The organism is Pseudoalteromonas luteoviolacea NCIMB 1942, from assembly GCF_001625595.1.
Classification (GTDB): domain Bacteria; phylum Pseudomonadota; class Gammaproteobacteria; order Enterobacterales; family Alteromonadaceae; genus Pseudoalteromonas; species Pseudoalteromonas luteoviolacea_A.
Genome location: NZ_AUXT01000210.1, coordinates 39795 through 52154 on the forward strand (window position 1 = coordinate 39795; position 12360 = coordinate 52154).

The following is a 12360-nucleotide window of genomic DNA, read 5'->3' on the forward strand; positions in this document are numbered from 1 at the left end:
TTACTGAAATGCGTTAACTTGCGCTTTTATACGCTCTATGATGGCTTTTACACCATTGCCACGAGATGGGCTTAAGTGTTTTATCAATCCCATTTCTTCAAATAATTCATATGCGTCGACTTCTTTTGCTTCGTGAGGTAACAGATTATTGTAGGTTGCCAATATTATGGCTAAAAGCCCTTTTACAATGCGTGTATCCGAGTCAGCAATGAGCACTAATCGCTCTTGATTTTCGTCTAAGTCTAAATGTAGCCAAACATTACTCTCACATCCTTGAACGAGGGCGTCAGGAGTCTTAAGCGCTTCAGGTAAAGCTGGTAGTTTTTTTCCAAGCATCATAATTTCTCTGTACTTGGCCTGCCATCCGCTTAAACTGTTTAGACGGTTTTGAATTTGAGTGATGTCCATGATTATTCTTCCAACATATCAATAGTATCTTTCAAAGCATCGATAAATGTATCGATGTCTTGGTATGAATTGTAAAATGCCAAGCTTACTCGGACAGTGCCCGACAATGATAAGTGCTCCATTAAAGGTTGAGTACAGTGATGGCCACTTCTGACCGCAACACCATAGGTATTTAAAAAAGTGGCGATGTCGAAGTGATGCTCGTCTTTATATGTAAAACTAACAACACCTATATTTTGCTTAATGTCACCCCAAATTTTAACGCCCCCAATATCACTAAGTGCATCAACTAAATAGCGATACAGACATTGTTCATAGTGAGCAAGCGCAGAATCATCAATTGCATTCAGATAATCGAGGGCTGCACCGAACCCTATAACTCCGCTGATATTAGGTGTGCCAGGTTCAAACTTGCCAGGGGCATCTCTAAACGTAGTGCCTGAAAAGCTCACTCGCTCTATCATTTCTCCACCAGTTTGGTAAACCGGCATGTCATTCAGTAGCTCATAACGACCGAAAAGGCCGCCAACACCGGTTGGTCCAAGCGCCTTATGGGCTGAAAAGACGAAAAAATCACAGCCTAAAGCTGTGAGATCAGGCCTTAGATGTAAAAAGGATTGCGCACCGTCTACAACTGTAATGGTCCCACATCGACTTGCTATATCTATCAAAGAAGCTACGTCATGAATGTTGCCTAGCGCATTAGATGCGTGACACACACTGAGAATTTTAGGCTGCAACGTTTTAATTAATTGCTTTGAAGCTTCTAAATCCAAAATTCCTTGCGGGCTAATGGGCAGAGTTTCGATTCTGGCTCCAGTCCTGTGCGCGGCTTGTTGCCATGGAACAATATTGGCATGATGTTCAAGCGGTGAAATTAGAATTATATCCTCTTTATTCAGCTTGTCAGATAAGCCATATGCAATAAGGTTGAGGGAGTCTGTTGCGCCTTTAGTCCATACAACTTCCTTTGCAGCTACATTTAAAAAGTCGGCAAGCTTTGTTCTGACAGCTTCATACTGCGTTGTTGCGGCGGCGCTGAGGGTGTGTGCGCCACGATGTACATTCGCATTTTCTTGCTGGTAAAATTTATTCACCGCATCTATTACACTCTGCGGTTTTTGTGTTGTCGCAGCGGAGTCGAAGTAACAAAGAGTCTGCTCATCGACTTGAGTGTGTAACAATGGAAAATCTTTACGAAGTTGCTCGATCAATGTGTGTGCTCTGCAAGGACTATAAACGGCAGAATTCTACCTAAATGTAGGGGCCTTGCAACCCTGTACTAAAAATTATGTAAAGCAAATGCAAAAAAGGCAGCTTGAGCTGCCTTTCTTAGCTTATTAGAGTTTAATGTTGAGGCTCTGGTGGGAAGTTAGCCAGAATGTCTTTAACTGTATTATTGACCGACTCAGTTCGTTTTTCTGGGGACTGATTTTTTCTTAAACGGCCTTCTTTGGCACCACGCCAAACAAGCTGATTTGAAACACGATCAACGATGTCTATGACTAACGTGCCCACTTCATACTCCCTCGCTTGAGTTTGGGTATGCCAGCCAACGCCCCAGTAATTCCATCTTGCTGTGTAACTTGTATTAAAGGTATCAACATCGAGTTTTGTGTCTACAGAGGCATGAAAGTTAACCATGACATCCGCTTGCTGCGCATCAACTAACTTAAAACCATGCTGGCTCATTTCAGATTTAATCGCGTTACGAACTCGCTTCTCCATTAACTCGCTGATTTGATAATTTTCGGCACCGTTATCAAAGTCAGTGTCTGGTGACCAAGCAAACGTTTTATAGTTTGCGAATTTAACAGATTTATCATAATCCCAATCGGGCGTGTTAGTGCATGCGGTTAATACAAATAAACTCAAAGCTACAAGCAAGTTGCGAGTCATTTTTTACTCCTTAACTAAGGCGTAATGCCTTTTTAAACAAATTGGGGCCTAAATTTATTAAATGTAATCACTAATTTAGCAATAGATAGACCCTAACTCTAAGACCAAAATTTATTACGAATGTTCCACTTCAATCCAATCTTTTTCATCCACCCAGTTTTGGCTACCCTGATTAACACTGCGTATCGGAACTAAATAGTCGCAACTGATCTGCGGCTTAACCGACGCAAAAATTGGCACGAACCCAAAACTTAGTGCAGTTTCAATTATCGCCTTTTGGTTCTGAGGGTCAATATCCGCAGCTTCATCAATATAAATAGGTATACGGTAAAGAGCTTGCTCTTGATCAGAAAGCAAGTATCTGATGAACAACATGCCACATAACAGTTTGATTGTAATACGCGTACCATTAGAGCCTGCCGAGTCGATTTTATCGAAGTGCTCAGTTTCTCCTGCACGATTCATGACTTCAAAACGTATATCAAACAAATCAGTCAGTGTTAGACCCGCTTTTTCACTGGCTAGCTTAATAATATGATCTTTGGCTTCATTAACCGCTTTTTCGTCTGCTGGAGCGTCACTCAATAGGTCAAAGCTCTCACCTTGCTCATATTGTTCAGATGTACTGATGATAGTATCAATACTTTCAACCAACATCTTTCTTGGAATAACATTAATTTTAAAAGCTTTCAAGTTGGAGATGCGGTGCTGACTGATGCCGCGATTAAAGCTATTCATTTCGCGGCGCAATCGGTCCAAATCTTCACGTAGTCCTTTAATGGTTGCAGCAACCTCCGTTAAAGCAACACGAGCTTGACGCTCTACGGCATCTCTCTCATTATCAATGTTGTGATACGCGCTGATGAGTTTAGCGTATTTGGTTGATTCATCCGTCTCGTTGTCAAACTTGGTAATACCTGCATTGTATATATGCAGGTAAGTGTTGCGTACATTGACGTCTAAATTTCTCAGTTCTTGGCAGTCTTTGTTAAATTGGTGAACAGTTTCAGACAAGTTATCAAAATCCATGGTCACATCGATAGGGTAGGGGGTCTGTTTCCCTTCATAAATTGATAAAGTGTGATCAATACGTTCAGACTTGACCTGCTTTAGCCTATCACTTTGCCTTACAATAAGATCTTGTTTGCTCTTAATGATCGAGCGGCGATCTGAAATAGATCCTGCGTTTCTCTGAACATCTTGCAAGTAATCATCTACTTGCTCTCGCTCTGCGCCCAATTGCTCTTTGAGTGCCGTTTGCGCATCGACAGATTGCTGCATTGTTTGAAACTGCTCAAATCGTTTCAACGCATCTTCGGTTGCCATCAGCTCTTGATATAGGCTATCTCGCTCTTGTTGTTTGTCTGCAACGTTGGCGGCAACTTCACGTTGCTGTATCAACTCACCAAGGGAGCGTTGTAATGCATCTAATTGAGCTTGCAATTGTGATTTATTCTCGCCACTTTGCATCTGCACTGGCGCTAGTTTCTTGAGCTTTATTGTAGCCCCTGGTAGCTGTAGTTCTCCCCCTTTTACAGCTGTTGAAAGCGAAGACAGAAAATCAGCAAACGCATCTTCATCGTGTATATTCACTTCACCTTGTGACGTGGTTGCAAACGACAATAGATCTGGGTTAAGGATCCGAGAGATCTCTTCGACTTCTTTAAGTGATAAATCTTCGCGCATACGAGTAAACAAATTAAACTCAAGATTCTTAAGCTGAAGTTTCAAGCTCTTAATTTGTTTTTGTGTTTCACCAATACGGTAATCAAGTGTATGTAGGCTTTGACCTTGCGCGCTATTTATTGAAAATGACAGCTGCTCGTACTCTTTCTTGAGAAGAGTGAGGTTTGTTTTGAGCGTAGCGTGATTGGTCAGTTCAAACTCAGATTTAAGTGCACTATAGCCTGTAAACCATTGTTCAATTTGAGTTTGTTTACGTTCGATATCTCGAGATTGTTGAACAAACAACTGTTGTTTTTGTTCAAACTCGCGTTTTTCTTGCTCAATGTTTTCTAGTTGTTCATTCAGCTCATCAATCTGGGAAGTCTGGTACTCATCGAATGCGATAATAGCCTGATCAATCTTTGGTGCGTAAGCCGCTAATTTACCTTTGATTGTAGCTTCACTTTCAATCATTTGTTCAAGCGCACCAATTGGCTCTTGCATTGACTCGAGTGCACTTAGCTCACGCTTTGAACGGTTAACTTTGTCAAATGCACGTCGCCAAACGTCGTAAAAATCCACTTTTGAGTTAGACATATGGCGCTCAAATACACGAAGCATAAAACGCTTTACGTCGTGTGCGCCAAGCTTGTGTAAGTTTAAGATTCGCCTGAATATCTCTTTATAAATAGCCGCATCTTGAACATTGTTCAATGGGATCATTTTAAGGTTTATATCGCCATCATAAGGCGTTGCACCACCAGTCAATAGTGCATTCAGCTCAGCAGCCTTAAGTTCAATGGCTTTGTAACCTTTGCTGTCGAGATGATTAAACAGCTTTGTGTATTTAATAATGCTTTTACCTTCGGTAAAGTCATCTAGATTCAGTTTACCGTTATAGCAAAAAAACTGATGTGCATATCCTGCTATTTTACCAAGCCCTGCCACGCCAATTACCACATCACCATGGGGGAGGTTGGCCTCAAGCAATATATATGATTGGTCACTAGAGAAGTAAAATTTGCGCGTTTCTTCTAAATCGTGTCCATCCCACTCAGTAAGGCGCAGATCATTGACTAAAGGAAATTGTAAGGCATTGATGACTGAGCTCTTACCTGTATTATTTGGTGCACAGATTGAGGCGCTTTTATCCAGTGGTATAACGCATTTTGCATAACCAGCTGTGTTTAACAATGCCAACTTACTTAAACCATACAATTCGCTCATACTTCTTCCTCTAGCGCATCAAAATTTTCTTCATTTACTTCCATCAACGCGTCGATGTATCGGTATAGAGGGGCAAGTAGTAAGAACCCTTGCTCGGCTTCTTTACATAGACCCAAACGCAACATACGTAGAAACACATCTTTACGTAGGTCCGACCCTGAAAATATTTCCAGCTGATCAAATAGATGTTTGTTCAATTGAATGAGTGTTTGCATTAGCTCTAAGTCAATGTGCTCATCGAATAGGGCTCTAAGTGGGTCTTTGCCTTGGTTAGCGTAATATTCGATTAGGATAAAAACAGTAAGCGCAATCGCACGGCTGATTTTGCCCATATTTGGTGTGCTCTCGTCACTTGCAAGGTAATAAAACCCTCGTCCATCGTGCTGTAAATCGTGACCTAAGGCTGCAAATAAAGCCTGATATGATTCAATGTGTTGATCGAGTTCTTGCCATAGCGTCGTATCTTGCTCGCTAATGTGATAGCCACTGGCAAGTTTTTTATTGATGACTTGCAGCTGTGTGAGTTCGTTAAGGTTAATATTCGTCATGTGTTTCTTACTTATCCTTTAGTGTGTTCAGCGTCGTGTACTTTATTGTTAGTGGCGCTAAACGGATAAAGTTTAATTCTTGCGTTAGCCAGTTGCATTGTTTCCTGAGAATCAGATTGAGCAACCTTTAATTCGGGATCACTAATGAGTTTCTGATAAAGAAACAGCATTTCATCAGCCTCTAAATTTGGATATGTATCGCTCAAAAAGCCGAGTAGTGCAGTACGCTTTTTACCACTCGAGGAAAATGACTTTCTGACGTCGTTATAATCCGGGATATTCGGACTTTGGTATGCTGGTATATCTTGATGATCTGGCAATTGATACTCTTCGTGCTCAAACTCAGCGAGACTCGCCATATATGCGACCATATGCCGCTTTTGTCCCAAATTAAAGCGCTGGATATCCGATACAAACTCTGGCTGAACAGGGCTGAGCATTCGGTCTACACCGTTTTTACGGATGAGGCCTAGCACCTTAGCAGCTTGCCTTGTAATTAGCGTGTTTCGCCTCAACTCTTCACGCAGAGGCATGAGCATGTCAGCACTTTTACCTAGGCTTTCACGGCCTATTAAATGCATATCTAGAATACGTGTTCTCAGTTGTTCCAGCATACGTTTGTCTTGTGCGCCGCGACCAAGCTGTTCTATTTGATCTATTTGCTCACTGATAGAAGCTTCAATTTTTGTAAAACAGGCGTGAAACGGGCCGTGAATATCGACCATTTCAAGCATGGGTTCGATATACTCATCAAATGCCTCAATAACGGCCTGATAACGGCGTTTGAGTGATAAGTTACTGTGATCAGACTTTGCTTGCTCAACAAGGTTGAGAATTGCGCTCTCGTTGTGTTGATAAAGCTTTACAATTTTTCTGACTCGCTCGTCCATAATTCGGCTAAACCTTCTTAGCTCGCTGTGGTCGCCTTCATTACCGGCTTCTGTTAGCCGCTCACCTAATCGTTGCAAATCTTTGACTAATACGGTGATTTCTTCGGCTAAACCCAAGTGCTCTTCTTGCAACAAAAAGCTCGCAAAATCAGCAACAGCACGGTTGATTTCAAGCTGTGATGACTTTGCAAGAGGAATAATTATTTCCTGATTTAACAATCTATTTGTTTCTCTAAAAACGCGCTCGCTTGACCAGTTTGGATTTTTAAGTTTTATGATGTTTTGTACATCTTTTATACTGAAATCAGCCATTTTAAAGCGCTTAAATAACAGCTCTAAAACGCTCCAGTGCTCATTTAGCGTACTCAGTACTTTTTTAGCTGGGATCATAACTTTCCAGTTTGTATCATTTTTGTGACAGTCTGCTATCACAATTTTGTCATAAAGTGTAATTACTGATAGCAGTCACTCGCTCATAGTGTTAGACTCCGCGCCGATTTACATCACCCTTTACAAAAATTACATTTTATTACAGGTTGTTTACGCGTATGGTCACTTCCATAATCCTAACCCTAATAGCGTTAGCTTTTGTGCTTATCGTTATAGAGGATATTATCCATGTAAACAAGGCCAAAACGACCCTTTTTTTTGGCACTTTATGTTGGATTATCGCTTTTATATCTCCAATTCATGGCGAAAGCACAGAAACTATACAACATCAGCTAGACCATAACATTCTCGAAATAGCCACATTATGGTTATTTTTGATGGCAGCTATGACCTTTGTTGCGTATTTGAACTCAAAAGGATTTATTCAAAACATAGTGCATAGGATCATGCCTGAGCAAATAAGCGAACGAAAACTGATGTTTTTAGTTGGCGCTTTTGCTTTTGTTTTTTCTTCTATTTCTGACAATATTACTGCGACACTGATTTCATTAGCTGTCGTTATGTCTTTGAAGTTAGACACTAAGAAGTTAGTTAAGTATGCCACTCTTATAATTTTTAGCGTAAATTCTGGTGGGGTTTCTCTTATTACGGGTGATGTTACTACCTTGATGATTTTCTTAGCTGGTAAAGTTACTATCCCAAATCTACTACTTTTAGTTGTGCCTGCCATGGTCAGCGTATTTGCGCTTGCCGCAATGCTTTCAATTGGCATGAATGAGCAGCTACATTTTGCAAAACAAGAAGTGCGTCGCATTGAGAAAACAGATATCACCATTGCGGTTATATTCATGTCGACTGTACTCGCCACGTTGTTTTTAAGTGTCGAGTATCAAGTACCACCTATGCTGACTTTTCTATTCGGGCTTTCGTTTATGTTTTTAGTGGCGCAGTTTTTAATGCGTAAAAAGGACGTAAATAAAAAAATCATTGATTACATCAGAGAGATAGAGTATGACACCTTGTTGTTCTTTGTCGGAGTTCTGCTACTAGTGGGCGCTCTAAAAGAGGTTGGTGTATTGAGTATGTTCACGGAGTTATACCAATACTTGGCACCTGAATACGCAAACTATTTAGTTGGTCTGTTGAGCGCAGCGGTAGACAATGTGCCTTTAACGGCCGCTTTATTAAAAGCACAAATCGAAATGACACCGCAGCAGTGGCTTACTTTCACCTATGCGACTGGTGTCGGTGGTTCAATGCTTATTATTGGCTCTGCAGCCGGTATTATCGCAATGAGTAAAGTGAAAGCTTTGACGTTTATGAGCTACCTGAAAATGGCGCTGTATTTGTTGATTGCTTACACAATTGGATATGGGGGCTCGTTTTATATGGGCCAATTGATATAAAAGTTTTTAATGTTTAGGTACAAAAGTACTTGACACCTAGACGTCTAAAAGATAATTTTTAAAAGCCTGCTCACTATAGCAGGCTTTTATTTTGCTAATGTTCATGTTTAAACGCGCAAAATAAACAGAAGAGGTGCGATGCTTAGGTAGCTTGTTTGAGGACACGATTTCCTTAGACGACAAGCGAGGGAAGTATTCGCCGAGGAAAGTAATTGGTCGTGACAATGACTTTTCGGTTTTAGAGGTTGAATCCTCTGAACTGTCACCGGTTTTGGTGGAGAGCTTCTGGCAGTGGTCTTACAATAAGTCATTTCTTCCTCTTGCCATGTTAGTTCTCCTTATTTTTAAGGGTAGTCTTGTTGATTATCTAAAGGAGAGAAAATGAATTCCCAGTATGTTGTTGCAAAGTTTGGTGGTACGAGTGTGGCCGACTTTACAGCCATGCATCGTTGTGCCCAAATAATTAATGATGATCAAAGTGTTAGAGTTGTTGTTGTCAGCGCTAGTGCAGGCGTTACTAATCACCTAGTAACCCTTGTACAGCAAAAGTCAGACGAAGCACAAAGACTTGAACTGGTTGAATCTGTCATGAAAATCCAGAGAAATATCCTAGCACATGTGACGCTTGATAACGATCTGCAAGAAGGATTTAACACTACGGCTGAGCAGTTTAAACAACTGGCTCAATTACCAGCGTTAGGTCAACAGCAATGTGACGAGGTTTTAAGTTTTGGTGAGCGCTTCTCGTCATTTATTTTTTCTCAGGTTTTACGTGACTTAGGTGTAAGTACACAGCGTTTTGATATAAGAGATGTTTTAAAAACAGATAGCAGCTTTTCAAAAGCAACACCAGATGTCGCTGCAACAGAGAAAGCTGCTGCTGAACTATTAACACCGTTATTAGAACAACATGTTGTCGTGACACAGGGTTTTATTGGCAGTGATAAATATGGCCATACCACCACTTTAGGGCGCGGAGGTTCTGATTACAGCGCAGCTCTAATCGCCGAAGCGATAGGCGCAAAAAGTGTGCACATTTGGACGGATGTGGTTGGTATATTTAGCACTGATCCTAGGCTTTGCACTAAGGCAAAGCCAATTCCGAGTTTGAGTTTTGATGAAGCTGCTGAGATGGCAACATTCGGTGCTAAGGTTTTACACCCTGCAACCATTCTACCAGCAAGTCGTAAGGGCATTTCGGTGTTTGTTGGCTCTAGCAAAGCGCCCGAGCAAGGTGGTACTTGGATCGAAAAGGAAACCCAATCTCAATCTGGGATCAGAGCAGTAACACAACGTAAGAATCAAATCTTGTTGACTTTGAAAAGCCCTGAAATGCTCTTGGCAAGCGGATTTTTAGCGAGAATATTCACAATTTTGAGCAATTATAATATTTCTGTTGATCTGGTGACCACATCTGAAATTAGCGTGGCATTGACACTGGATAATGCGCCAAATGCGACACGCCCTGAATTAGAGCAGGCATGCCTTGATGAGTTAGGTGCTTTTTGCCATGTAACAGTGGAAAATAATTTGACATTGGTTGCAATGATTGGCTCAGAGATACAATTGCAAGGTGGTGAAAATTGCCTCGTTGACGTACTTTCAGAGTTTGATATCCGATTGATCTGTCACGGTGCAAGCCGTCACAACTTATGTTTTTTGGTCGAGCAAAGTAAATCAGACTTAGTCGTACAATCTATCCATCAAAAGTTACTAGAAGCTGCTTAGCATTAGAAGACATTTATTATAAGGCCAAGCACAATGCGTTAGTGCTTGGTCAGCTCTTCTTTGATTGTGTTTATACATAAATTCATAACAAAAATTAGTGATAAAGTTGCAATAATTTTGGTCTGGTGGCAATCTAGAAATTAGACCAATATGAGTAAGGAAGAGGGAATGCAGTATCAGCAAGTATATGAATTTTGGTTTGTTACCTGTTGTGAAGGTGACTGGTGGCAAAAGTCGACAGTGTTTGATCAAAAAGTGACGCAAGAGTTTTCTACATTACATTCAAAAGCACTGAACGGCGAATTGGCTTCTTGGCGTCATAATCCATTAGGTGCGTTATGTGAAATTATCGTTTTAGATCAGTTTTCTAGAAACATATTTCGCAATACACCAAGTGCTTTTGCGAGTGACACGCTAGCGCTTTGTTTAGCACAACATGCCATTGAAAAAGGCTATGATAAAGAGCTCAATGATACCGAAGTGAGCTTCTTGTATATGCCTTTTATGCACAGTGAAAGTCGTTATATTCATCAGCAAGCAGAAAAATTATTTCGTGACCTTCCAAACTATGAGTTTGAAATCGCGCATAAAAAGATAATTGATCGATTTGGTCGTTACCCTCATCGCAATGAGATTTTAGGGAGAATATCAATAGATGAGGAGATAGAGTTTTTGCAGCAATCTGGCTCTAGCTTCTGACTATTGATAATTTGTGCATAGAAAAAATTTGGAGGGTTCTTAAATCGGAACCTAGCTACTCGCAATTTTCGTTCAACAGGGTATAATCGCGGACCTAAAACAATAATTATATTAGCGTTAAATTATGGCTCAGGTACGTGATGGTTTTCAAAGTCGACTTGGCTTTGTTCTTGCTGCAGCGGGCGCCGCTGTTGGACTAGGAAATATTTGGGGTTTTCCCACACAAGCCGCCAACCATGGTGGTGGAGCATTTTTGCTTGCATATTTTATCGTCATTTTTTTACTCGCATTACCCGCTTTGTATACCGAGCTATACCTCGGTCACCAAGCTCAGGCTAACCCTGTCAAAGCGCTGAAAATAGCATGGCAAGAGAGAAACCCTAAAATAGGCGCGGGCGCTGGTTATTTGGGCTTAGCTGGTGCGATTGTGATGCTCAGCTTTTATTCCATTGTTGCAGGTTGGATGCTCGCCCACTCAATTGAGCCCGTAACAACCTTTGTTGGACTAGAATCAGCAAGTCAATTTCTAACTGGCGACTCGATGGCACGTAACTTTGTTTTTACGCCGCTCATGCTGCTTTTAACCGCCGCGATTATTTTGAAAGGGGTTAAGTCTGGTATCGAGGTTTGGTCACGCCGTTTAATGCCTGTATTACTGTTACTTTTAGTTCTTTTGATTGCATATATGGCAACACTTGAAGGCGCAAGTGAAGGGTTTAGAGCTTATTTGATTCCCGACTTTAGTAAAATTACTGATCCTGACTTAATTATTGCTGCGATGGGGCAAGCATTCTTTTCGCTCTCATTGGGGGTTGGCTGCATGATGATTTATGGGTCGTATCTTAAACCCAATGAAAATTTACCAAAACTTACATTTAGCGTTGCAATGCTGGATACAGGCGTCGCGTTTTTAGCTGGGCTACTCATTATTCCGGCGATTTTTGTCGCTCAACAAAACGGCGTAGAAGTGTTCCAAGACGGTAAATTAGTCGGCGAGGGTAGGCTTATCTTTGCTATTTTACCTGAGTTATTTGCTAGCATGGGACAAATTGGAATTTGGGTTGGCCTGACATTTTTTGTGTTAATGTCAATCGCCTCGCTAACTTCAACCATCTCATCTACAGAAATTCCTGTGTCATTCTTAGTTGAAAACCATGGTATGGTGCGTAAATCGGCTACTTGGGTTGTGACTTTGGTAATTCTTGTCTGTTCGAGTTTGATTATACTGAACTTTGAATGGCTGTTCGGTTTAGTGATAAATGTATTCACTCGATATCAGTTACCGCTAATGGGTTTATTTTACTTTATTACCGTTGGCTGGATGTGGCGACGCGGCAATCAACTGCTTTTAGAGACTGGTGGTAAGCAATATTGGTTTGCACAGTATCTGAAGTTCGTGTGTCCAATATTAATGACATCCGTGTTTGTAAACGTTGTATTGAACAAATAACGGTTAAAGAGTGTGGTTATAAAGCGCAGCTTCTGATAGCTGCGCTTTTT

At 41.0% G+C, this 12360-nt stretch carries 10 protein-coding genes and 1 riboswitch; of the genes, 4 read left to right on the forward strand and 6 right to left on the reverse strand.

Translation table 11 applies throughout. The features are described 5' to 3' along the window. The 6 genes from N482_RS21435 to N482_RS21460 all read right to left on the reverse strand — a co-directional run bounded on the left by N482_RS21435 (position 1) and on the right by N482_RS21460 (position 7027). Positions 1 to 408, reverse strand: a complete 408-nt coding sequence (locus tag N482_RS21435) for a SufE family protein (protein ID WP_063379005.1) — start codon at positions 406 to 408, stop codon at positions 1 to 3. A gap of 2 nt (positions 409 to 410) precedes the next feature. Beyond that, positions 411 to 1622 (reverse strand): aminotransferase class V-fold PLP-dependent enzyme, encoded by a 1212-nt coding sequence (locus N482_RS21440; protein WP_063379006.1) that lies wholly within the window; start codon positions 1620 to 1622, stop codon positions 411 to 413. Positions 1623 to 1755: 133 nt separating this feature from the next. Next, the gene (locus N482_RS21445; RefSeq protein ID WP_063379007.1) at positions 1756 to 2307 is read right to left on the reverse strand and encodes a DUF4136 domain-containing protein; all 552 of its coding nucleotides are present in this window, start codon (positions 2305 to 2307) and stop codon (positions 1756 to 1758) included. A gap of 114 nt (positions 2308 to 2421) precedes the next feature. Further along, on the reverse strand, positions 2422 to 5199 hold the full coding sequence (locus N482_RS21450; RefSeq protein WP_063379008.1) for a hypothetical protein: 2778 nt from the start codon (positions 5197 to 5199) through the stop codon (positions 2422 to 2424). Continuing rightward, entirely contained in the window at positions 5196 to 5747 is a 552-nt protein-coding gene (locus tag N482_RS21455; RefSeq protein ID WP_063379009.1) for a condensin complex protein MksE, read from the reverse strand. The genes N482_RS21450 and N482_RS21455 overlap by 4 nt, the downstream gene beginning before the upstream one ends. A gap of 11 nt (positions 5748 to 5758) precedes the next feature. Next, a complete protein-coding gene (locus tag N482_RS21460; RefSeq protein WP_063379010.1) occupies positions 5759 to 7027 on the reverse strand; it encodes a hypothetical protein in 1269 nt (422 codons plus the stop codon). Positions 7028 to 7185: 158 nt separating this feature from the next. Between N482_RS21460 and nhaD the strand changes: the two genes are divergently transcribed. The 4 genes from nhaD (at position 7186) to N482_RS21485 (ending at position 12310) form a co-directional block, all read left to right on the forward strand. Further along, entirely contained in the window at positions 7186 to 8433 is a 1248-nt protein-coding gene (gene nhaD / locus N482_RS21465; RefSeq protein WP_063379011.1) for a sodium:proton antiporter NhaD, read from the forward strand. A 120-nt stretch (positions 8434 to 8553) separates the two neighbouring features. After that, positions 8554 to 8726: riboswitch (Lysine riboswitch) on the forward strand. An 88-nt stretch (positions 8727 to 8814) separates the two neighbouring features. After that, positions 8815 to 10161, forward strand: a complete 1347-nt coding sequence (gene lysC, locus N482_RS21475) for a lysine-sensitive aspartokinase 3 (protein ID WP_063379013.1) — start codon at positions 8815 to 8817, stop codon at positions 10159 to 10161. A 168-nt stretch (positions 10162 to 10329) separates the two neighbouring features. Beyond that, a complete protein-coding gene (locus N482_RS21480) occupies positions 10330 to 10860 on the forward strand; it encodes a DUF924 family protein (RefSeq protein WP_063379014.1) in 531 nt (176 codons plus the stop codon). A 124-nt stretch (positions 10861 to 10984) separates the two neighbouring features. Then, positions 10985 to 12310, forward strand: a complete 1326-nt coding sequence (locus tag N482_RS21485) for a sodium-dependent transporter (RefSeq protein WP_063379015.1) — start codon at positions 10985 to 10987, stop codon at positions 12308 to 12310. The last annotated feature ends 50 nt before the right edge of the window (positions 12311 to 12360 follow it).